This window comes from Mycolicibacterium insubricum (assembly GCF_010731615.1).
GTDB lineage: Bacteria > Actinomycetota > Actinomycetes > Mycobacteriales > Mycobacteriaceae > Mycobacterium > Mycobacterium insubricum.
The window spans coordinates 2319072-2338465 of the sequence record NZ_AP022618.1 but is presented as its reverse complement, the minus strand read 5'-3'; the positions used below and the strand labels follow the sequence as shown (position 1 = coordinate 2338465).

Here is a 19394-nt window from a genome sequence, read left to right as displayed (position 1 = left end):
CCGAAAGGAATCAAAGTGCGGGTAGTGGTGATGGGCTGCGGGCGGGTCGGCGCCGGACTGGCCGACGGATTGGCCCGCGTCGGCCACGAGGTGGCGGTCATCGACCGCGACGAGAGCGCGTTCGCGCGGCTGTCCGCAGATTTCCCGGGTGAACGCATCCTGGGCATGGGTTTCGACCGGGATGTGCTGCTGAAAGCCGGCATCGAGGACGCGGGTGCGTTCGCGGCGGTGTCCTCGGGCGACAACTCCAACATCATCTCGGCGCGGCTGGCCCGGGAGACGTTCGGCGTGCAGCGGGTGGTGGCCCGGATCTACGACGCCAAGCGCGCCGCGGTCTACGAACGCCTGGGTATCCCGACGGTCGCCACGGTCCCGTGGACCACCGACCGGTTGCTGAGCCTGCTGACCCGGGAGTCCGAGACCGCCAAGTGGCGCGACCCGACCGGCACGGTGGCCGTCGTCGAAGTTTTGTTGCACGAGGACTGGATCGGCCATCGGATCACCGACCTGGAGCAGGCGACCGGCGCCCGGGTGGCGTTCGTCATCCGGTTCGGCACCGGGTTGCTGCCGGAGGCGCGCACGGTCATCCAGGACGGCGACGAGGTGTACGTGGCCGCGGTGTCCGGGCATGTCGGTGAGGCGATCGGCATCGCCGCGCTGCCGCCGGGTGACGACTTCGACGACGAAAGCGGCAGGTGACGCGATGAAGGTGGCAATCGCCGGGGCCGGGGCGGTCGGCCGCTCCATCGCTCGCGAGCTGTTGGAGAACGGCCACGACATCACCCTGATCGAGCGCAAGGAGGAGAACTTCGAGACCGACTCCATTCCGGCGGCGCACTGGGTTCTCGGGGATGCCTGCGAGCTGAGCCTGCTGGAGTCGGTGTCGCTACAGGACTCCGACGTGGTGATCGCGGCAACCGGTGACGACAAGGCCAACGTGGTGCTGTCCCTGTTGGCCAAGACCGAGTTCGCGGTGCCGCGAGTCGTGGCGCGGGTCAACGATCCGCGCAACGAATGGCTCTTCGACGCGTCCTGGGGCGTCGACGTCGCGGTGTCCACCCCGCGGATGCTCGCCTCGCTGGTGGAGGAGGCCGTCGCCGTCGGGGATCTGGTGCGGCTGATGAAGTTCCGCTCCGGCACCGCCAACCTGCTGGAGGTCACCCTGCCGGAGAACACTCCCTGGGGCGGACGGCCGGTGCGCAAGCTGGACCTGCCGCGCGATGCCGCCCTGGTGACCATCCTGCGCGGTCAGCGGGTGATCGTGCCGGAGCCCGACGAGCCGCTGGAGGGCGGCGACGAGCTGCTGCTGGTGGCTACCCCGGAGGCCGAGGACGCGTTGCGGGAGCTGCTACTGCCCGGCTGAGGCAATCGCCCGCTGGGCGGCCCGGATGCAGACGAAGGTGGCCAGCGCGGCGACCGCGGTCAGCGGCCAACCCATCGCGATGCGCACCACCCCCAGCCAGCCGGTCTCGTCGAGGTCGTAGAGGTGGCGCTGCACGGCGAACCGGGCGGCGAACACCAGCACCCAACCGAGGGTGGCGATGTCGAAGGCCCACACCGCGCGGCGCACGCCGCGCCAGTCGCCGCCGTGCCCACCCAGCCAGCTCCACGCGTAGCCCACGATCGGGCGCCGGATCAGCACCGAGACCGCGAACACCAGCGCCCAGGCCAGCGACATCCAGATGCCGTAGAGGAAGTAGCCCTTGGTCGAGCCGACCAGGAAGGCGATCAGGCCGCTGATGCCGACCCCGATGAAGCCGGACACCGCGGGTTGGGCGGACTCCCCGCGCCACAGCCGCCAGGCCAGCACCAGGGCGGCGACGCCGAGGGCGGCGCCGACGCCGGCGGCCAGGCCCCACCGGCTGGACACCGGGATGAGGACGACGATCGGCAGCGACGACTGGATGAGTCCGGAGATACCGCCCATCTGGTCGAGGACGGCCCGGGCGACCGGGGTGTGCGGGGTCTCCGCGTCTTCGGGGGCTTGGTCTTCGGGGGCTTGGTCGGCGGGCGCCTCGGGCCGGTCGGTCACCGCTCGATCTCGTAATGCGGGTTGTAGATGGCCTTGCCGCCGCCCTCCAGGGTGCCCAGCCGGCCGCGGACCCGCAGCTTGCGGCCCTGCTCGATGCCCGGTATCCGGCGCTGCCCCAGCCACACCAGCGTGACGGTGTCGGTGCCGTCGAACAGTTCGGCGCGTACCCCGCCCGAGCATCCCTTGCCGTTACAGTCCACCGCGCGCAGGGTGCCGACCATGGTCACCTCCTGGCCGCGCTGACAGTCGATCGCGCGCTGCGCACCGGTGTGGGCGGCCTCGTCGGTCAGTTCCTCGACATCGCGCTGCTCGGGATCCTCGGTGAGTCGGCGGGTGAAGCGACTGAGGAACCTCTCGGCGGTAGCCATCGTGTCTCCTGAGCAAGTGCGACCGCGCGGGGCGGTCGCTACCACGACCGTGGAAATCACGCGGTCACTCGCCACGGTAGACCTCTTGCGCGGCAAATTCCACGCGGCAGGCACGATCATGGGATGGCCGTCACACTGCGCGGAGCCCGCGCGATTCTGCTGCCCGGAACCGGTTCCGACGACGACTATCTGCGCCGCGCGTTCGGGCCGGCGTTGACGCAGGCCGGGGTGGTTTTCACCGCGCACCGCCCGTGTCCGGACCGGCTGGTGGCCGGCTATCTCGACGCGCTGGACGAGGCGGCCGCCGCCGGCGCGCCGATCGTCGTGGGCGGCGTGTCGCTGGGGGCGGCGGTCGCTGCGGCGTGGGCGATCGCCCACCCCGGGCGGGCGCTGGCGGTGCTCGCCGCGCTGCCGCCGTGGCTGGGAGCCTCCGACGCCGCACCCGCGGCCGCGGCGGCACGAGCGACGGCGGCGACCCTGCGCCGCGACGGGCTGGATGCGACGGTCGCCGAACTGCGGGCGACCAGCCCGGCCTGGCTGGCCGACGAACTGACCCGGTCCTGGACCCGGCAGTGGCCGGGACTGCCGGAGGCGATGGAGGCCGCGGCGGACTACACCGCCCCGACCGCGGCGCAACTGGGCACCCTGGCGACACCGATGGGAGTGGCCGGCTCCCCCGACGACCCGGTGCACCCGGTGTCGGTGGCGCGGCAGTGGGCGGCCGCGGCGCCGCACGCGGCCCTGCGCACCGTCGCGCTGACCGACTTCGGCGCCGACCCGTCGGCGTTGGGCGCCACCGCCCTGGCCGCGCTGGCCGCCGTCGAGTCGAAGGACTGAATCAGCCGCCGATGATGGTGTTGAGCTGCTGCATCGCCGAACCCTGGGCGCTGCGCCGGGCGACCGGCGCCTGCTGATCGGGTGTGGGTTCGGCGTCGGGCACCTGCTGGCCCTGCGCCTGGGCGGCCGCGGCGGCCCGCAGCTGACTGGCCATCGGTTCGGGCAGTTGTACCGGCAGCGGGGTGCGCACCGGCATCGGCTCGTCGCCGCGGCGAACGACGGTGTCGGCCAACGCCGCTCGCGCCTCCACGGCCAGCGCGTCGATGGTCTCCGGGGCGCCGTTGACCACGCAGCGGATCATCCACCGGTAGCCCTCGACGCCGATGAACCGAACCACCCCGGCGGCGCTGCCGACCACTTCCCGGCCCCACGGGCCGGTCTGGATGCTGACCTGGGCGCCGTCGTTGCGCAGTGATTCGGCCAGTTCGGTGGCCACCTCGCGCCACAGGCCGGGGCTCTTGGGGGCGGCGTACCCGGCGATGGTGAAGCGGCCGTTGGGAGTCAGCACCCAGATCGCCGCGGGCACCCCGGCGGGGTTGAGCTCCACCTGCAGCTGCCCGTCGGCCGGCATCGGGATCAGCACCGAGCCCAGGTCCAACCGGCCCTGGGTCGCCACCTCGGGGTCGTCGAAGTCCTCAATGTCGAACGGACCGTCCTCGTCGTCGGCGGTCACCGCATCCAGGTCGTCGTCGAGGTCGTCGGCCGGGGCGTCGACCGCCCGGTCGTCGTCCTTCGCCTTGCCGTCGGTGTTCTTGCCGTCTTTATTTCTGCCCAGTGCCATCAGAATCCCGCCATCGCTGTTGTGCCGTCAGATCGCCGTACTGCCATCCATCCCCGCCTCACAGGCTCGCGTGCCCGCCCGAGGATCCGTGTCCCCCGGAGCCGCGGCTGGTGTCCGCGATTCCAGCCTCCTCGAAGGAGGCGACCTCGACAAGGTCCGGCAGTTCGATGCGCTGCACGATCAGCTGGGCGATCCGGTCGCCGCGGCTGATCCGGATCGGCTGGCCCGGGTCGAGGTTGATCAGGCACACCTTGATCTCGCCGCGGTAGCCGGCGTCGATGGTGCCCGGCGCGTTGACGATGGACAGGCCGGCCCGGGCGGCCAGGCCCGAACGCGGATGCACCAGCCCGACCATCCCGTGCGGGATGGCGACGGCGATCCCGGTGCCGACCAGCGCACGCCGGCCCGGCGCCAGGTCCACGTCGTCGGCCGAGTGCAGGTCGACGCCGGCGTCGCCGGGGTGGGAGCGGACGGGCAGCGGCAATCCGGGGTCGAGGCGGACGACCGCCAACGGGGTGGACACGAGGGCACAGACTACCCTTGGCCGGGTGTCAGGAACGCTGATGACCACGCCGACGGTCCGCTATCGGGAACGGCTGTGGGTGCCGCTGTGGTGGTGGCCGCTGGGAATGGGGCTGACGACCCTGCTCGCGCTGGAACTCAACGTCGCGCTCTACACCTTGCCGAACTGGGTGGGGTTCGCCGTATTGCTGCCGGTGGCCGCCGTCGTGCTGCTGTGGCTGGGCCGGCACGTGGTGAAGGTGACCGCGACGGCTGACGGCCAGGCCGAACTGTGGGTCGACGACGCTCATCTGCCCACTTCGGCCATCGAGCGGACCGCCGCGGTGCCGGCATCGGCCAAATCTGCCGCCCTGGGCCGTCAGTTCGACCCGGCGGCGTTCCTGGCGCACCGGCCGTGGATCGGCCCGATGGTGCTGGTGGTTCTCGACGATCCGGACGACCCGACGCCCTACTGGCTGGTGAGCAGCCGACATCCGGATCGCGTGGTGGCCGCCCTCACGGTGTAGGGCGGCGGCGCGGGCTCAGGCCGCGCAATCGGTGCAGATCATCAGGCCGTTCTTGTCGCTGGCCAGCCGGCTGCGGTGGTGCACCAGGAAGCAGCTGGAACAGGTGAACTCGTCGGCCTGCTTGGGCACCACCCGCACCGACAGTTCCTCGCCGGACAGATCGGCGCCGGGCAGCTCGAAGTTTTCCGCGGTATCGGTCTCGTCGACGTCCACCGCGGCGGACTGCGCCTCGTTGCGCCGGGCCTTGAGTTCCTCCAGAGAATCCTCTGAAACGTCATCGGTCTCGGTGCGTCTCGGTGCGTCGTAGTCGGTAGCCATCGCCTCAATCCCCTCTTCGGTCCTGCGCTGAGCTTTGTACCAGTGCCGAACGCCTCTGCCAAACGATTCGTGCCCAGATGTCAGCGACTTGGGCTGTGATTTGTATCACAATTGGATCCCGCCTGGGGCGGGGCCGACGGCGCGCTGCCCTTAGAGTGCTGTCTGTGGTCGCACAAATCACCGATGGCACGACGTTCGACCGGCGCGGATTGCCGTTTCGGCGACGCAACTACCTGCCCGGAATCATCGTGCTGGCGGTGCTGGCGGTGATCACCGCGGTGGTGTGGTCGATGGCGGTGTCCCAGACCACCGCGCCGACCGAGGCCGTCGCCTGCAACCCCCCGCCGATGGCCGCCGACGGCACCCGTCCGAGCCTGGGCGAACCGGTGACCGCGGCGACGATGAGCGCGGTGACACCGGCCAAACCGGCCGACACCCGGGTCCGGGTGCTCAACGCCAGCGGCCAGGGCGGGCAGGCATCGGAGGTCTCCGGGGCGCTGCGCGACCTGGGATTCGCCCAGCCCGACGCCGGCAACGACCCGCTGTACGCCGGCACCCGGTTGAGCTGCCAGGGCCAGATCCGGTTCGGTGAACACGGCAAGGCCGCCGCGGCTGCGGTCTGGCTGGTCGCGCCGTGCACCGAGCTCTACCGCGACGACCGCACCGACAGTTCGGTGGACCTGGCCATCGGCACGGATTTCACCGCCATCGCGCACAGCCCCGACATCGAGACCGTGCTGGCCGGTCTTCGGCCGGAGTCCACCGAGCCGGTCGACCAGGCGCTGGTCAAGAGGATCCACGCCGCCAGTTGCTGACGACGCTCAACCGTCGAGGCTGACCAGCAGCTGCCACAGCTCCTCGGCGATCCCCGGCGCGGCGGCCACCGTCGGCACCGTGTCGGCCTCCGGAAGCCACACGCGGGCACCGGCCTCGACGGCGATCAGCGCCCCCGCCGCCCAGTCCCAGCGCTGCAGCCCGTGCTCGTAGTAGCCGTCCAGGCGCCCCGCGGCGACATGGCACAGATCCAGTGCTGCCGAACCGATCCGGCGGATGTCGCGGACCCGGGGCAACAGGCCGGCCAGCAGTTGTGCCTGGGCGGCGCGGCGCGCGGGCTGGTAGCCGAAACCGGTTCCGACGAGTGCCATCGACAGCTCGCGGGCGTCGCCGCAGTGCAGCGGGCGCCGGCCGGCGGTGTCGCTGACATGCGCCCCGCCCCCGAGCGCCGCGGAATACAGCTGTCCGGCGGCCACGTCGGCGACGGCACCGGCGACCGACACCCCGTCGATCTGGGCGGCCACCGACACCGCGTACGCCGGAATGCCGTACAGGAAGTTCACCGTTCCGTCGATCGGGTCGACCACCCAGGTGACCCCGCCCGGGGCCGCCCGGCCAGACGCACCCGCGCCGCCCTCCTCACCGAGCACCCCGTCGCCGGGCCGCAGCTCGGCGAGCCGGCGTCGCACCAGCTCCTCGGTCTCGGTGTCGACGACGGTGACCGGGTCGGTGGGGGTGCTCTTGGCGCGCACCGCCGCCGTCGGGGTGCCGTCGGCGAACACCTCGCGCCGTCGCCGCCGCACGAACTCCGCGGCCTCACCGGCCAACTGTTCTGCAACCTGCCGCAGTTCATCCACCCCGACATCCAACGACCTCTTAGGCTGGGGCGGCAACCGCGAACCCAGGAGCACCGCAATGACCAGCACCAGCACCCCGCCGGGGAATCACAGCCTCGGCATCGACGTCGGCGGCACCGGCGTCAAGGGCGGAATCGTCGACCTGGACACCGGCCTGCTAATCGGTGAGCGCTTCAAACTGCCCACCCCGCAACCGTCCACCCCCGACGCGGTGGCGATGACCGTCGCCGAGGTGGTCGCGCATTTCGGCTGGCACGGCCCGGTCGGGGTGACCTACCCCGGGGTCATCGTCGACGGCGTGGTGCGCACCGCGGCCAACGTCGACGAGAGCTGGCTGGGTACCAACGTCGCGCAGGCCTACTCCGAGGCCCTGGGCGGGCGGCCGGTGACGGTGCTCAACGACGCCGACGCGGCCGGCCTGGCCGAGCAGCGGTTCGGCGCCGGACGCAACCACAGCGGGGTGATCGTGCTGCTGACCTTCGGCACCGGGATCGGCTCGGCGGTGATCCACAACGGTCAGTTGCTGCCAAACACCGAATTCGGCCACCTCGAGGTCGGCGGCAAGGAGGCCGAGCATCGGGCGGCGGCGTCGGTGCGGGAGCGCAAGGAGTGGAGCTACAAGCGCTGGACCAGGGAGGTCTCCCGGGTTCTGGTCGCCGTGGAAAACGCCGTCTGGCCGGATCTGATCATCGCCGGCGGCGGGGTCAGCCGTAAGGGCGACAAGTGGATTCCGTTGCTGACCAACCGCACTCCGGTGGTGGCCGCCGAGTTGCAGAACACCGCGGGCATCGTGGGCGCGGCAATGGTCTCGGCTGGCGCACGCTAGCCACAGCGGGTCGTTACAATGTTGCCAGGCGGCCACGCGATGGCCCGCAGCACAGCATGACAGCGGCGACGCTCGATCGACAGGCGCCGATACTCCAGAATGCCGAGGCTCGAAGGTGACTCATGTCGAGTCGTCGGGCCCCGGCGAGACCGAAAGGGTGTCCGTGGCAGCCACCAAGACCAACCCGGCGACCGGCGCCGCATCCGATGATGTGACCGACAGCGCCGTGGCCGCCCCCGCCAAGCGCACCGCGAAAGCCCCGGCGAAGAAGGCTGCCGCCAAGGCACCCGCGAAAGCACCGGCCAAGCGGGCCGCCAAGGCACCGGCGAAGAAGGCGGCCAAGGCACCGGCCAAGCGCGCGGCGAAGGCCACCGCCCCGGCCGCCGAAGCGGCCGAGGACGCCGTCCTCGACGACGATCTCGACGTCGAGCCCACCGGCGACCTGGAGGACGCCGAAGACCTGTCGCTGGAGCTCGACGAGGAGGACGGCGACGATATCGCGGTCGCCGATGACGAGGCCGAGGACACCGAAGGCGCATCCGATACCTCGGCGGCCCCGGCCGCCGAGGGCGCCGCGGACGACGAAGACGTCGCCGAGCCGTCCGAGAAGGACAAGGCCTCCGGCGATTTCGTCTGGGACGAAGAGGAGTCCGAGGCCCTGCGCCAGGCCCGCAAGGACGCCGAGCTGACCGCGTCGGCCGACTCGGTGCGCGCCTACCTCAAGCAGATCGGCAAGGTCGCGCTGCTCAACGCCGAGGAAGAAGTCGAGCTGGCCAAGCGCATCGAGGCCGGGCTGTACGCCACCCAGCTGATGACCGAGCTGACCGACAAGGGTGAGAAGCTGCCCGCCGCCCAGCGCCGCGACATGCAGTGGATCTGCCGCGACGGCGACCGGGCCAAGAACCACCTGTTGGAGGCCAACCTGCGCCTGGTGGTGTCGCTGGCCAAGCGCTACACCGGCCGCGGCATGGCGTTCCTGGACCTGATCCAGGAGGGCAACCTCGGTCTGATCCGCGCCGTGGAGAAGTTCGACTACACCAAGGGCTACAAATTCTCCACCTATGCCACTTGGTGGATCCGCCAGGCCATCACCCGCGCCATGGCCGACCAGGCCCGCACCATCCGCATCCCCGTGCACATGGTCGAGGTGATCAACAAGCTCGGCCGCATCCAGCGCGAACTGCTCCAGGATCTGGGCCGCGAGCCCACCCCCGAGGAGCTCGCCAAGGAGATGGACATCACGCCGGAGAAGGTGCTGGAGATCCAGCAGTACGCACGTGAGCCGATCTCACTGGACCAGACCATCGGCGACGAGGGCGACTCCCAGCTCGGTGACTTCATCGAGGACTCCGAGGCCGTGGTGGCCGTCGACGCCGTGTCGTTCACCCTGCTGCAGGATCAGCTGCAGTCGGTGCTGGAAACGCTGTCCGAACGCGAGGCGGGCGTCGTGCGGCTGCGCTTCGGCCTGACCGACGGCCAACCCCGCACCCTCGACGAGATCGGCCAGGTCTACGGCGTCACCCGGGAGCGGATCCGCCAGATCGAGTCCAAGACCATGAGCAAGCTGCGGCATCCGTCGCGCTCCCAGGTGCTGCGCGACTACCTCGACTGATCCGGTGATCACCACGCGGCTGACGGCCCGCCTCGGGTTGTCGGTGCGATGGTGCTGGCACCGATGGACACCGCCGCCGCCGGCTGGCTCGCCGAATCCGCCAGCCGGCCCTGAACCGTTGCGGAACAGGGAGTTTCATGTCATCCGGTGATCGGCTGACGCAAGCGCTGGTCGATGTCTGCGCCGAGTGCTTCGACGCGATGGCCACGATCCTGACCGCCCTCGGCGACGATCTGGCCAACCGCCGGCCCGACCTGCCGAGCGCCAACAGCTGCTACGCCATCGTCAACCACTGCATCGGAGTCGTCGACTACTGGGCCGGATCCTTCATTGCCGGGCAACGGATTCCCCGTGATCGCGACGGCGAGTTCCGAGCCACCGGGACGGTCGAAGAGCTGCTCACCCGCCTGTCGGCGGCGCGTGCCCGCTTCGGCGAGTGGGTTGTCGTCGGGCTGACCGAGGGCGTCGGCGACCGGAATCTGGCCGACGGCATCCGCGGCGGCAGCACCCGGGCAGCTGTGCTGGCCACCGCGACCGCAGAGTGGGCGTTGCTGCACGTGCTGCACGACCTGGCCCAGCACGTTGGCCAGATGGAGCTCACCCGTGACATCCTGCTCGACGAGCAGGATCGGCGCCGGGACAAATCGGGGGGACAGTCCTAGATGCACATCGATGCGTTTCTGCAGACCATCCCGCCGCTGGCGGTGTACCTGACGGTGGGTCTGGTGATCGGGCTGGAATCCCTGGGGATCCCGCTGCCCGGCGAGATCGCCCTGGTCAGCGCCGCACTGCTGGCGTCGCGCTCCGATCTGCAGATCGATCCGGTGATGGTGGCCGCCGCGGCGACCACCGGCGCCATCGTCGGTGACACCATCGGCTACTCGATCGGCCGCCGGTTCGGCATGTCCCTGTTCGTCTGGCTGGGCGGCCGGTTCCCGAAACACTTCGGGCCGGGTCACGTCGCGCTGGCCGGACAACTGTTCGACCGCTGGGGCGGCTGGGCGGTGTTCTTCGGCCGCTTCGTCGCACTGCTGCGAATCCTGGCCGGCCCGCTGGCGGGCGCGCTACGGATGCACTACCCGCGGTTTCTCGCCGCCAACGCCAGCGGTGCGGTGGTCTGGGCCGGTGGCACCACCGCGGTGGTGTATTTCCTCGGGATGGCCGCCGAGCGCTGGCTGTCCCGGTTTTCCTGGGTTGCCCTGGTGCTCGCGGTCCTGGTCGGCATCGTGGCGACCCGGTTGCTGAGGGAACGCACGTCGGCGCTGATCAAAGAGCTCGAAGACGAACACGATTGGGACACGCTGCGCAACCGGCGCGGCTGATTTCGCTCAGCGCGCAATCGGGCATAACCCCCGTGCTGAACTCGTTGTTTGCGGTAGTCACAGCGCTGCCCGCGGCGCAAATCGGGTGGCCAGTGAAACATGACACATCCGTAACGGGCCGGGGAACAACGCGGAATCAGCAAACGTCTGACACAGTAGAACTCACGCGAACGATTGAGGAACGGAGGAGCCATGACCGCAACTCTGACCAGGCCCGAACTCACCCGGGCCGATCGGTGCGATCGCTGCGGCGCCGCCGCCCGCGTTCGTGCCACCCTGCCGTCGGGCGCGGAACTGCTGTTCTGCCAGCACCACGCCAACGAGCACGAGGCCAAGCTGATCGCGCAGGCCGCCGTGCTGGAGGTTTCCGGGCCCCAGCAGTAACGATTCGCGACTCCCCGGGGAGTCGACGGGCGTAATCGCGGGTGATCGGGGATGCTGGTGTGGCCATGACCGACCAGCCACCGGCACCGTCGCCGACCCGCCACCATGCCTGGCGTATCGCCAAACGGACGCTGGCCAAGGCGTGGGACGATTCGATCTTCTCCGAGGCCGCCCAGGCCGGGTTCTGGTCGGTGCTGTCGCTGCCGCCACTGCTGCTGGGGTTGCTCGGCAGCCTGTCCTACATCGCACCGCTGTTCGGGCCGGACACCCTCGGCGCGATCCAGGATCAGCTCATCGGCGCATCCGGCCGGTTCTTCTCCAAGAACGTCGTCGCCGAGATCATCGAACCCACCGTGCGGGACATCGTCGCCAGCGCCCGCGGCGAGGTGGTGTCCCTGGGCTTCGTCATCTCGCTGTGGGCGGGCTCGTCGGCCATCTCGGCGTTGGTCGACTCGGTGGTGGAGGCGCACGGCCAGACACCGCTGCGCCACCCGGTCCGGCAGCGGTTCTTCGCCTTGGGCCTGTATGTCGCCATGCTGGTGAGCGCGATCGTCGTGCTGCCGTTCCTGGCACTCGGGCCGCGCACCATCAGCCAGCACCTGCCCGACAACTGGGACAATCTGCTGCGCTTCGGGTACTACCCGGTCATGCTGCTGGCGCTGATCACCGTCGTCACCATCCTGTACCGGGTGTCACTGCCGGTACCGCTGCCCACCCACCGGCTGGTCGGCGGTGCGGTACTGGCGACCACGGTGTTCGTGGTGGCCACCTACGGACTGCGCGTCTACCTGAACTTCATCACCCGCACCGGCTACACCTACGGCGCGCTGGCCACCCCCATCGCGTTCCTGCTGTTCGCGTTCTTCCTCGGGCTGGCGATCATGCTCGGCGCCGAACTCAACAACGCGATCCAGGAGGAGTGGCCGGCCCCCGCCACGCACGCCGACCAGTTGCGCAACTGGCTGGGCGACCGCGCCGGGCAGCGGTTCAGCCAGCGCACCCAGGACTCGGGCTAACGCGCCGGGGGCGCGGGCTACCTAGTCCTTCTTCATGGATTCGTAGATCCGCTTGCAGTCCTCGCACACCGGCGAGCCCGGCTTCGCGGAGCGGGTGACCGGGAACACCTCACCGCACAGCGCGACGACGTGCGTACCCATCACCGCACTCTCGGCGATCCGATCCTTCTTCACATAGTGGAAGACCTTCGGGGCGTCGTCGTCGGTGCCGTCGTCGGCACGTTCGTCGATGTCCGGGCGCTCGATGGTCTGCGTAGTCATGCACCCATTCTCCCCGGCCGCCGCCGGATGTGGAAGAGTGGTACCCATGAAGCACAGCCGGGAGCTGGGTTTCGACGACGAGGGTCGTCCGGTCCTGATCACCAGGGCAGCTCTGCCCTACCAGGAGGAGCACCGGGCGCGGGTCCGTAAATACCTCACCATCATGGCGTTCCGGGTACCGGCACTGCTGCTGGCCGCCGGCGCCTACGGGCTCTGGCACAACGGCTGGATCTCCCTGCTGATCATCGCGATCTCGGTGCCGCTGCCGTGGATCGCGGTGCTGATCGCCAACGATCGACCGCCGCGCACCGACGAGGAGCCCCGCCGCTACGCCGACGCGCCGCGTCACCCCCGGATGTTCCCGACGTCGGGTCGCGGGCAGCTGGAGCCGGGCGCCGGGCAACCTCACCGGCCGGAGCCGGACCAGCCGCCGCAAAGCTGAGCGGCCTTCTCGGGGCATTCTCAGGGCATTCTCAGGGCGTGACGCCATATCCGCAGCTCAAAGGCGTGGCCGCGGGCGGCCTTCGGGAACTCCCGGACCCCTGTGAGCGTTGTACCGGGTGCAACGTTCGAGCCAACAGGAGGCCGAAATGGCAACTGCCACCGCAAACCGGATCGACGCGGATCTGGACGCCCAAAGCCCGGCCGCGGACCTGGTCCGCGTCTATCTGAACGGGATCGGCAAGACCGCGCTACTCTCCGCCGCCGACGAGGTGGAGCTGGCCAAGCGGATCGAAGCCGGCCTGTACGCCCAGCATCTGCTGGATACCCGTAAACGTCTCGGTGAGCGACGCCGCGCCGAGCTGGCCGCCGTCGTACGCGAGGGCTCCGCGGCCCGCTCGCACCTGTTGGAGGCGAACCTGCGCCTGGTGGTCTCGCTGGCCAAGCGCTACACCGGCCGCGGTATGCCGCTGCTGGACCTGATCCAGGAGGGCAACCTCGGACTGATCCGCGCTATGGAGAAGTTCGACTACACCAAGGGTTTCAAGTTCTCCACCTACGCCACCTGGTGGATCCGTCAGGCCATCACCCGCGGCATGGCCGACCAGAGTCGCACCATCCGGCTACCGGTCCACCTGGTCGAGCAGGTGAACAAGCTCGCCCGGATCAAGCGGGAGATGCATCAGCAGCTCGGCCGGGAGGCCACCGATGAGGAACTCTCCGAGGAGTCGGGTATCCCGGTGGAGAAGATCGCCGATCTGCTGGAGCACAGCCGCGACCCGGTGAGCCTGGACATGCCGGTCGGCTCCGACGAGGAGGCCCCGCTGGGCGACTTCATCGAGGATTCCGAGGCGATGTCGGCGGAGAATGCGGTGATCTCCGAGCTGCTGCACACCGACATCCGCTACGTGCTGGCCACGCTCGACGAGCGCGAACAGCAGGTGATCCGGCTGCGGTTCGGCCTCGACGACGGGCAGCCGCGGACACTGGACCAGATCGGCAAACTCTTCGGGCTCTCGCGCGAACGAGTCCGCCAGATCGAGCGCGAGGTGATGGTGAAACTGCGGCACGGCGACCGTGCCGATCGCCTACGCTCCTACGCCAGCTGAACTTGGCCCACAGCGCGCCCGCCGGGATGATTCCGGCGGGTGCGCCGTGTTGCTCTGACGGAGTGGTTAGCAACCCGCTTGCCTACCCGGCAACGTAGAATGACCGCAACGGAGGGTGCCATATGAATGACCTGGTCGACACCACTGAGATGTATCTGCGGACCATCTACGACCTCGAAGAGGAGGGCGTGGTGCCGTTGCGCGCGCGGATCGCCGAGCGTCTCGAGCAAAGTGGACCGACCGTCAGCCAGACCGTCTCCCGGATGGAGCGCGACGGCCTGCTTCAGGTCGCCGGCGATCGGCACCTGGAACTGACCCCGCGCGGCCGCGCGCTGGCCGTCGCCGTCATGCGCAAGCACCGGCTCGCCGAGCGGCTCCTGGTCGACGTGATCGGGCTGCCGTGGGAAGAGGTGCACGCCGAGGCCTGCCGCTGGGAACACGTGATGAGCGAAGACGTCGAGCGCCGGCTGGTCTCGGTGCTGGACAATCCGACGGTCTCCCCGTTCGGCAACCCCATCCCCGGTCTGTCCGAGCTCGGCGTCGGCGCCAGCCCGGCCGGGGAGTCGCACCTGGTCCGGCTGACCGAGTTGCCGGCCGGTCCGCCGGTGGCCGTGGTGGTGCGCCAGATCACCGAGCACGTGCAGGGCGACATCGATCTGATCGCCCAGTTCAAGGACGCCGGGGTGGTGCCTAACGCCCGGGTCAGCGCGCAGCTCAACCCCGTCGGCGGGGTCACCATCGTCATTCCGGGGCACGAGAACGTCGACCTGCCGCACGAGATGGCCCACGCCGTGCGGGTGGAGAAGGTCTGACGGCTCGCCGATCACCCGGCGCGCCGGTCCGGGACCTGCTGCGGCAGGGTCACCCCGATCTGAGCTGCCTGGCGGTAGGACGCACGGCTCAGCGAGCGGATGTCCTCGGGCCGCAGGCCGCCGCGCATCGCCGAATCGAGCATGACCGACATCCGGTGCACCGGGTTGGCGCGTAGCGCGGCCTCCAGGGCGATCCCGGCCAGCGGGCCGTCGCCGCGCGCGTAGGCACTGAACGCCAGCAGCCCGAGTGCCTCCACCCGCCACGGGCCCGGAAGCACCCGGGCGAACGTCTCCCACAGCTCCTCGGCCGCGTCGGCCAACTCCCCCACCGCCAGCCCGTAGAGCACGTCCCGGACCGCGATGTTGGTCAGTGACTGCCCGACGGCCACCAGGCGCTCGTCGTCGAGCGGCCGTCCGGACTGCAGCCGCTGCGCGAGTTCGATCGCCGCCTCGACCTCACGACGGGCACAGACCTGCGGCGCCGTCCGCCGCTCCGCGCCGGCGGCTTCGGCGGCAGCCGCGAGCAACGGCTCGAGCTCGGCCGTCCGGTCCGGGTCGGCGATCTCGACGGTCGCCGCCAGGTCGGTGCGTCGGGGGTAGAGCCGGCGGCCCTCGACCACCGCGGCGACGGCCAGCGGCGACAGTCGCGGGTCGTCGACCCGTCCGCGGCGCCCACACCCGTCGGCGCACCGCCACCGGCCGCCGGCGGCGACGCGGTCCACGATCACCCCGGTAACCACCTGCACACCGAGATCGGCCAGCGCGTCGGCCAGGTCCGCCAGCACCGGCAGGTAGACCTCGTCGGGGCGAAACGCGGCGTCGGCGTCCACCACGACCGCGACCACCGCGTCCGCACCACCGGCGGCGACCACGCCCGCCAGATCCGCCAAACGCTCCGGCAGGCCGTCATCGAGGTCGACGCGCAGCACCGCTCCGAGCTGGTGGTGGGCCAGGGTGACCAGCACCAGGGACTGTTCCGGTTCGAAGCCCAGGATGGCGGGCAGCCCGGCGATCAGGGTGCCCGGTTTGTTGAAATCGGGGAGGTTGCGTTGTTTTCTCATGCCCCGACGGTCCCAAGGATCGCCGGGGTAGCGAGTGCACCGACACCGCCGCGGGCACCCGGCTGGGGATGACGGCGAGAGTGTGGATCAGCAGTCGTCGCTGCCGAAGCTCGCCGGCGCCTGGTCGCCGGGCCCGCCGGCCTCGGCGCGGGCCAGCACCGCGTGCATGGCCCCGTCGAACGGCGGGGAGAACGACGCGTCCTCGCGGCACCCGCCACCGTCGAGGCCGCCGATGATGCCGACGACCGTCGACCCGGCCAGCCAGGGCGCGCCGCTGGTGCCGCCGACCATCCCGTCGCACGGCAGCGACGGATACCCGTCCTGGGCGGCCCCGGTGGGTCCGGCGCAGCTCACCGGCCCGCCACCGACGCCCATCGGGTAGCCGATGACCCGCACCGCGGTGTTGGCGGCGGGTGGTGTCCCGATGTGCAAGCCACCGCCGACCCGGCTTTCGATCCGGTCCCCGGCGCTGTCGCTGACCCGCACGATCGCGTAGTCGGCACGCTGATCCTGGCTTGCCGGCCACCGCGGATCCAGATAGACATCGTCGATCGACCAGACCTGGGCGTCCGCGCTGGCGTCGGAGAAGGCCGGGACGAACTGCGCCGGCACCCCGTCGGCCAGGCAGTGCGCGGCGGTGAGCACCAGGTCGCCGCCGGGGCTGTCCAACACCGATCCGGTGCAGCTGTGCAGCTGGGTGTCGCCGACGAACACCGCTCCGATGCGTGGGTCCGGGGACACCGGCACGGCCGCCGGCAGCTCCACCGCGCCGACCGCGACCACCTCGCCGGTGGACGTCGGCGGGGTGCTCAGCGGGTGCTCGGCGGGGCGCGACCCGGACGCGCCGACGGCGCAGCCGGCGGCGGCCATCAACACCACCATCAGCACCGCGGGCACACGCATGCCCTCAATCTTGCCGCAGGTGCCGGCGATCGTCAGATTCCGGTACGTGTGCCGCGGTATGAATCCGGGAACTCCCGGCGTTAAACAAAGCGGCGCAGATGAGAGACACTGGACGCCTGAGCAGAAAGGGACACGTAGATGGATGACTCGCGACCTGAGCCGTCCGGCATGTACGAGCTGGAATTCCCGGGACCGCAGCTGACCTCCGCGGATGGTCGCGGCCCGGTGCTGATCCATGCGCTGGAGGGATTCACCGACGCCGGCCACGCCGCTCGGTTGGCCGCCGCGCAGCTCAAGGATGGCCTGCCCTCCGAGCTGGTGGCCTCATTCGCCGTCGACGAGCTGCTCGATTACCGGTCTCGGCGCCCGACCATGACGTTCAAGACCGACCATTTCACCGACTACCAGGATCCCGAGCTGAGCCTGTATGCCTTGCGCGATTCGCTGGGCACGCCGTTTCTGCTGCTCACCGGGGTGGAACCGGACCTGAAGTGGGAGCGGTTCGTGACCGCCGTGCGGCTGCTGGCCGAGCGGCTCGGGGTGCGCCAGACCATCGGTATGGGGTCGATCCCGATGGCCGTTCCGCACACCCGCCCGATCACCCTGACCGCCCACTCGAACAACCGCGAGGCGATCTCCTCGCACACCCCGTGGCTGGGCGAGGTTCAGGTGCCCGGCAGCGCGTCGAGTCTGCTGGAGTTCCGGATGGGCCAGCACGGGCACGAGGTAATCGGTTTCACCGCGCACGTGCCGCATTATCTGGCCCAGAACGACTACCCGGCCGCTGCGGTGACCCTGTTGGAACAGGTCTGCGCCGCGGCGGGGCTGGCGTTGCCGACCGGTGAGCTGACCGCGCGGGCCGCTGAGATCGCCGCGAAGATCGACGAGCAGGTGGCGGCCAGCGAGGAGGTCGCTCAAGTGGTGGCGGCGCTGGAGAACCAATACGATGCATTCGTCGCCGCCCAGGAGTCCCGGTCACTGTTGGCCCGGGACGAGGATCTGCCCAGCGGCGACGAACTCGGCGCGGAGTTCGAACGTTTCCTTGCCGAGCAGGCCGACGGCCCGTCCGGTGATTCGTTGGGGGGCGATCCGGGCAGGATCTAGCGCCGCGGTGGCGGCGCCGACATCCGAGGTGGGCCGCCGTGACCATTTCCGACCCGTTCCCCTGTCCCGCCGACACCTTCAACCCACGGGTGGAGTTCCGTACCATCCACGGCTATCGCCGGTCGTTCCGGATCGCCGGATCCGGGCCGGTGCTGCTGCTGATCCACGGGATCGGCGACAACGCCACGGCCTGGTACCCGGTCCACGCCCGTCTGGCCGAGCGGTTCACCGTCGTCGCCCCGGACCTGCTCGGTCACGGTCGCTCGGACAAGCCGCGAGCGGACTATTCGGTGCCGGCCTACGCCAACGGGATGCGTGATCTGCTCAGTCTGTTGGGCATCGACCGGGCCACGGTGATCGGGCATTCCCTCGGCGGCGGGGTGGCCATGCAGTTCGCCTACCAGTTTCCCCAACTGGTGGAGCGGTTGATCCTGGTCGGAACCGGCGGGGTGACCCGCGAGGTGAACATTGCGCTGCGCGCCGCGTCACTGCCCGGCGGCAGCGAGGCGCTGGCGCTGTTGCGGGTGCCGGGTGTGCTGCCCACGCTGCAGGCGCTGGGCCGCTTCGGCGGCGGACTGGTCGGCTCCACCGGGCTCGGCCGGGACCTACCGCACATGCTGCGCATTCTGACCGAACTTCCCGAGCCACGGGCGTCGTCGGCCTTCACCCGCACGTTGCGGGCCGTGGTGGACTGGCGCGGCCAGGTAGTCACCATGCTCGACCGCTGTTATCTGACCGAATCTGTTCCGGTGCAACTGATCTGGGGGCGACAGGACGTCGTCATCCCGGTCAGCCACGCCCGGATGGCACATGCCGCCATGCCCGGCTCCCGACTGGAGATCTTCGACCGGGCCGGGCACTACCCGTTCGCCGACGATCCCGAGCGCTTCATCGACGTCGTCACGCGGTTCGTCGAGGAGACCGAACCCGCGGTGTACGACCAGGATCGACTACGGGCGCTGCTGTGCGCCGGAACCGATGACGAGGCGCTCTCGGGGTCCGCGCAGACCCGAGCGGCGGTATTGGAGGCGATCGAGGAGGACGAGCGCAGCGCGACCTGAGGCCGCTATGGGTGTCGGCTATCCCGCGTCGGCGCGGTGACGGCGCAGGTCCTCGATCTCGCGGGCGAAATCCTCGGCCGACTCGAACGACCGGTAGACCGACGCGAATCGCAGGTAGGCGACCTCGTCGAGGTCACGCAGAGGGCCCAGGATGGCCAGGCCGACCTCGTTGCTGGGGACCTCCGGGGAGCCCGCGGCGCGCACCGCGTCCTCGACCCGCTGGGCGAGCAGGTTCAGCTCGTCGTCGTCGACGTCGCGGCCCTGGCAGGCCCGCCGCACACCCTGGATCACCTTTTCCCGGCTGAACGGCTCGGTGACGCCGCTGCGCTTGACGACGGCCAAGACGGCAGTCTCCACGGTGGTGAACCGCCGACCGCATTCCGGGCAGGAGCGTCGCCGCCGAATGGCCTGTCCCTCATCGGCTTCCCGGGAATCGACCACGCGGGAATCGGGATGCCGGCAGAACGGGCAGTGCACGACCGATCCT

The 19394-nt window shown here is 70.2% G+C and carries 26 protein-coding genes; 16 read left to right on the top strand and 10 right to left on the bottom strand.

Features of this window, described 5'->3' with window-relative positions; translation table 11 throughout:
* The first annotated feature begins 15 nt into the window (after positions 1–15).
* Both G6N16_RS11225 and G6N16_RS11220 read left to right on the top strand, forming a co-directional pair.
* Positions 16–699 (top strand): potassium channel family protein, encoded by a 684-nt coding sequence (locus tag G6N16_RS11225; RefSeq protein WP_083029664.1) that lies wholly within the window; start codon positions 16–18, stop codon positions 697–699.
* 4 nt (positions 700–703) lie between these two features.
* Positions 704–1363: a potassium channel family protein gene (locus G6N16_RS11220; RefSeq protein WP_083029663.1), complete on the top strand. Its 660-nt coding sequence runs from the start codon at positions 704–706 to the stop codon at positions 1361–1363.
* Here G6N16_RS11220 and G6N16_RS11215 read toward each other — a convergent pair.
* Positions 1349–2032 (bottom strand): DUF3159 domain-containing protein, encoded by a 684-nt coding sequence (locus G6N16_RS11215; RefSeq protein ID WP_234805746.1) that lies wholly within the window; start codon positions 2030–2032, stop codon positions 1349–1351. The two genes, G6N16_RS11220 and G6N16_RS11215, sit on opposite strands and share 15 nt — an antisense overlap.
* Complete coding sequence (locus G6N16_RS11210) at positions 2029–2400, bottom strand: OB-fold nucleic acid binding domain-containing protein (RefSeq protein WP_083029662.1); 372 nt, start codon at positions 2398–2400, stop codon at positions 2029–2031. Before G6N16_RS11210 ends, G6N16_RS11215 begins: the two co-directional genes overlap by 4 nt.
* A 123-nt stretch (positions 2401–2523) precedes the next feature.
* Between G6N16_RS11210 and G6N16_RS11205 the strand changes: the two genes are divergently transcribed.
* The gene (locus tag G6N16_RS11205; protein ID WP_083029661.1) at positions 2524–3237 is read left to right on the top strand and encodes a hypothetical protein; all 714 of its coding nucleotides are present in this window, start codon (positions 2524–2526) and stop codon (positions 3235–3237) included.
* Between the two features lies 1 nt (position 3238).
* On the opposite strand, the gene G6N16_RS11200 is transcribed toward G6N16_RS11205, so the two are convergent.
* Both G6N16_RS11200 and dut read right to left on the bottom strand, forming a co-directional pair.
* Entirely contained in the window at positions 3239–4018 is a 780-nt protein-coding gene (locus tag G6N16_RS11200; protein ID WP_083029660.1) for a DUF3710 domain-containing protein, read from the bottom strand.
* A gap of 58 nt (positions 4019–4076) precedes the next feature.
* The gene (gene dut / locus G6N16_RS11195; RefSeq protein WP_083029659.1) at positions 4077–4541 is read right to left on the bottom strand and encodes a dUTP diphosphatase; all 465 of its coding nucleotides are present in this window, start codon (positions 4539–4541) and stop codon (positions 4077–4079) included.
* Between the two features lie 25 nt (positions 4542–4566).
* On the opposite strand from dut, the gene G6N16_RS11190 reads away from it, so the two are divergent.
* On the top strand, positions 4567–5046 hold the full coding sequence (locus G6N16_RS11190; RefSeq protein WP_083029658.1) for a DUF3093 domain-containing protein: 480 nt from the start codon (positions 4567–4569) through the stop codon (positions 5044–5046).
* 15 nt (positions 5047–5061) lie between these two features.
* Here G6N16_RS11190 and G6N16_RS11185 read toward each other — a convergent pair whose 3' ends face one another.
* A complete protein-coding gene (locus tag G6N16_RS11185; RefSeq protein WP_083029657.1) occupies positions 5062–5364 on the bottom strand; it encodes a DUF4193 domain-containing protein in 303 nt (100 codons plus the stop codon).
* Positions 5365–5528: 164 nt separating this feature from the next.
* Here G6N16_RS11185 and cei point away from each other — a divergent pair, with 164 nt between their 5' ends.
* Entirely contained in the window at positions 5529–6179 is a 651-nt protein-coding gene (cei, locus tag G6N16_RS11180) for an envelope integrity protein Cei (protein ID WP_083029656.1), read from the top strand.
* 6 nt (positions 6180–6185) lie between these two features.
* Here cei and G6N16_RS11175 read toward each other — a convergent pair whose 3' ends face one another.
* A complete protein-coding gene (locus G6N16_RS11175) occupies positions 6186–6995 on the bottom strand; it encodes an inositol monophosphatase family protein (RefSeq protein ID WP_234805745.1) in 810 nt (269 codons plus the stop codon).
* Between the two features lie 58 nt (positions 6996–7053).
* Here G6N16_RS11175 and ppgK point away from each other — a divergent pair, with 58 nt between their 5' ends.
* From ppgK to G6N16_RS11145, 6 genes are all read left to right on the top strand, one after another.
* Positions 7054–7821, top strand: coding sequence for a polyphosphate--glucose phosphotransferase (gene ppgK / locus G6N16_RS11170; RefSeq protein WP_083029655.1), 768 nt, complete (start codon positions 7054–7056; stop codon positions 7819–7821).
* Positions 7808–9433 carry an RNA polymerase sigma factor gene (locus G6N16_RS11165; protein ID WP_283165506.1) on the top strand — a complete coding sequence of 542 codons (1626 nt, stop codon included), beginning with the start codon at positions 7808–7810 and terminating at the stop codon, positions 9431–9433. The genes ppgK and G6N16_RS11165 overlap by 14 nt, the downstream gene beginning before the upstream one ends.
* Before the next feature lie 137 nt (positions 9434–9570).
* A complete protein-coding gene (locus G6N16_RS11160) occupies positions 9571–10095 on the top strand; it encodes a DinB family protein (protein ID WP_165756820.1) in 525 nt (174 codons plus the stop codon).
* Positions 10096–10755 (top strand): DedA family protein, encoded by a 660-nt coding sequence (locus tag G6N16_RS11155; RefSeq protein ID WP_083029653.1) that lies wholly within the window; start codon positions 10096–10098, stop codon positions 10753–10755.
* A gap of 192 nt (positions 10756–10947) precedes the next feature.
* Positions 10948–11139: a DUF7455 domain-containing protein gene (locus G6N16_RS11150; protein WP_083029652.1), complete on the top strand. Its 192-nt coding sequence runs from the start codon at positions 10948–10950 to the stop codon at positions 11137–11139.
* Positions 11140–11204: 65 nt separating this feature from the next.
* The gene (locus tag G6N16_RS11145; RefSeq protein WP_083029688.1) at positions 11205–12155 is read left to right on the top strand and encodes a YihY/virulence factor BrkB family protein; all 951 of its coding nucleotides are present in this window, start codon (positions 11205–11207) and stop codon (positions 12153–12155) included.
* Positions 12156–12176: 21 nt separating this feature from the next.
* Here G6N16_RS11145 and G6N16_RS11140 read toward each other — a convergent pair whose 3' ends face one another.
* On the bottom strand, positions 12177–12416 hold the full coding sequence (locus G6N16_RS11140) for a DUF3039 domain-containing protein (RefSeq protein ID WP_083029651.1): 240 nt from the start codon (positions 12414–12416) through the stop codon (positions 12177–12179).
* A gap of 46 nt (positions 12417–12462) precedes the next feature.
* Between G6N16_RS11140 and G6N16_RS11135 the strand changes: the two genes are divergently transcribed.
* The 3 genes from G6N16_RS11135 to G6N16_RS11125 all read left to right on the top strand — a co-directional run bounded on the left by G6N16_RS11135 (position 12463) and on the right by G6N16_RS11125 (position 14778).
* Entirely contained in the window at positions 12463–12858 is a 396-nt protein-coding gene (locus tag G6N16_RS11135; protein ID WP_083029650.1) for a DUF3099 domain-containing protein, read from the top strand.
* A gap of 118 nt (positions 12859–12976) precedes the next feature.
* The gene (locus G6N16_RS11130) at positions 12977–13966 is read left to right on the top strand and encodes a sigma-70 family RNA polymerase sigma factor (RefSeq protein ID WP_110810748.1); all 990 of its coding nucleotides are present in this window, start codon (positions 12977–12979) and stop codon (positions 13964–13966) included.
* Positions 13967–14088: 122 nt separating this feature from the next.
* Positions 14089–14778, top strand: coding sequence for an iron-dependent transcriptional repressor DtxR (locus G6N16_RS11125; RefSeq protein ID WP_083029648.1), 690 nt, complete (start codon positions 14089–14091; stop codon positions 14776–14778).
* An 11-nt stretch (positions 14779–14789) separates the two neighbouring features.
* On the opposite strand, the gene G6N16_RS11120 is transcribed toward G6N16_RS11125, so the two are convergent.
* Both G6N16_RS11120 and G6N16_RS11115 read right to left on the bottom strand, forming a co-directional pair.
* Complete coding sequence (locus G6N16_RS11120; protein WP_083029647.1) at positions 14790–15839, bottom strand: DUF4192 domain-containing protein; 1050 nt, start codon at positions 15837–15839, stop codon at positions 14790–14792.
* A gap of 87 nt (positions 15840–15926) precedes the next feature.
* Positions 15927–16742: a trypsin-like serine peptidase gene (locus tag G6N16_RS11115; RefSeq protein ID WP_083029646.1), complete on the bottom strand. Its 816-nt coding sequence runs from the start codon at positions 16740–16742 to the stop codon at positions 15927–15929.
* Positions 16743–16880: 138 nt separating this feature from the next.
* Here G6N16_RS11115 and G6N16_RS11110 point away from each other — a divergent pair, with 138 nt between their 5' ends.
* Entirely contained in the window at positions 16881–17846 is a 966-nt protein-coding gene (locus G6N16_RS11110; protein WP_083029645.1) for a proteasome assembly chaperone family protein, read from the top strand.
* A gap of 38 nt (positions 17847–17884) precedes the next feature.
* Entirely contained in the window at positions 17885–18907 is a 1023-nt protein-coding gene (locus tag G6N16_RS11105; protein WP_083029644.1) for an alpha/beta fold hydrolase, read from the top strand.
* Positions 18908–18925: 18 nt separating this feature from the next.
* On the opposite strand, the gene nrdR is transcribed toward G6N16_RS11105, so the two are convergent.
* Positions 18926–19384 carry a transcriptional regulator NrdR gene (gene nrdR, locus G6N16_RS11100; RefSeq protein WP_083029643.1) on the bottom strand — a complete coding sequence of 153 codons (459 nt, stop codon included), beginning with the start codon at positions 19382–19384 and terminating at the stop codon, positions 18926–18928.
* Positions 19385–19394 lie beyond the last annotated feature (10 nt).

Excerpts from the sequence above, each read along its gene's own strand:
- G6N16_RS11160 (WP_165756820.1), top strand. The coding sequence starts at position 9,571 with ATGTCATCCGGTGATCGGCTGACGCAAGCGCTGGTCGATGTCTGCGCC.
- G6N16_RS11120 (WP_083029647.1), bottom strand. The coding sequence starts at position 15,839 with ATGAGAAAACAACGCAACCTCCCCGATTTCAACAAACCGGGCACCCTG.
- G6N16_RS11185 (WP_083029657.1), bottom strand. The coding sequence starts at position 5,364 with ATGGCTACCGACTACGACGCACCGAGACGCACCGAGACCGATGACGTT.
- G6N16_RS11200 (WP_083029660.1), bottom strand. The coding sequence starts at position 4,018 with ATGGCACTGGGCAGAAATAAAGACGGCAAGAACACCGACGGCAAGGCG.
- G6N16_RS11150 (WP_083029652.1), top strand. The coding sequence starts at position 10,948 with ATGACCGCAACTCTGACCAGGCCCGAACTCACCCGGGCCGATCGGTGC.
- G6N16_RS11115 (WP_083029646.1), bottom strand. The coding sequence starts at position 16,742 with ATGCGTGTGCCCGCGGTGCTGATGGTGGTGTTGATGGCCGCCGCCGGC.
- G6N16_RS11125 (WP_083029648.1), top strand. The coding sequence starts at position 14,089 with ATGAATGACCTGGTCGACACCACTGAGATGTATCTGCGGACCATCTAC.
- G6N16_RS11220 (WP_083029663.1), top strand. The coding sequence starts at position 704 with ATGAAGGTGGCAATCGCCGGGGCCGGGGCGGTCGGCCGCTCCATCGCT.
- G6N16_RS11205 (WP_083029661.1), top strand. The coding sequence starts at position 2,524 with ATGGCCGTCACACTGCGCGGAGCCCGCGCGATTCTGCTGCCCGGAACC.
- ppgK (WP_083029655.1), top strand. The coding sequence starts at position 7,054 with ATGACCAGCACCAGCACCCCGCCGGGGAATCACAGCCTCGGCATCGAC.
- G6N16_RS11110 (WP_083029645.1), top strand. The coding sequence starts at position 16,881 with ATGGATGACTCGCGACCTGAGCCGTCCGGCATGTACGAGCTGGAATTC.
- G6N16_RS11140 (WP_083029651.1), bottom strand. The coding sequence starts at position 12,416 with ATGACTACGCAGACCATCGAGCGCCCGGACATCGACGAACGTGCCGAC.
- G6N16_RS11155 (WP_083029653.1), top strand. The coding sequence starts at position 10,096 with ATGCACATCGATGCGTTTCTGCAGACCATCCCGCCGCTGGCGGTGTAC.
- G6N16_RS11135 (WP_083029650.1), top strand. The coding sequence starts at position 12,463 with ATGAAGCACAGCCGGGAGCTGGGTTTCGACGACGAGGGTCGTCCGGTC.
- G6N16_RS11145 (WP_083029688.1), top strand. The coding sequence starts at position 11,205 with ATGACCGACCAGCCACCGGCACCGTCGCCGACCCGCCACCATGCCTGG.
- G6N16_RS11210 (WP_083029662.1), bottom strand. The coding sequence starts at position 2,400 with ATGGCTACCGCCGAGAGGTTCCTCAGTCGCTTCACCCGCCGACTCACC.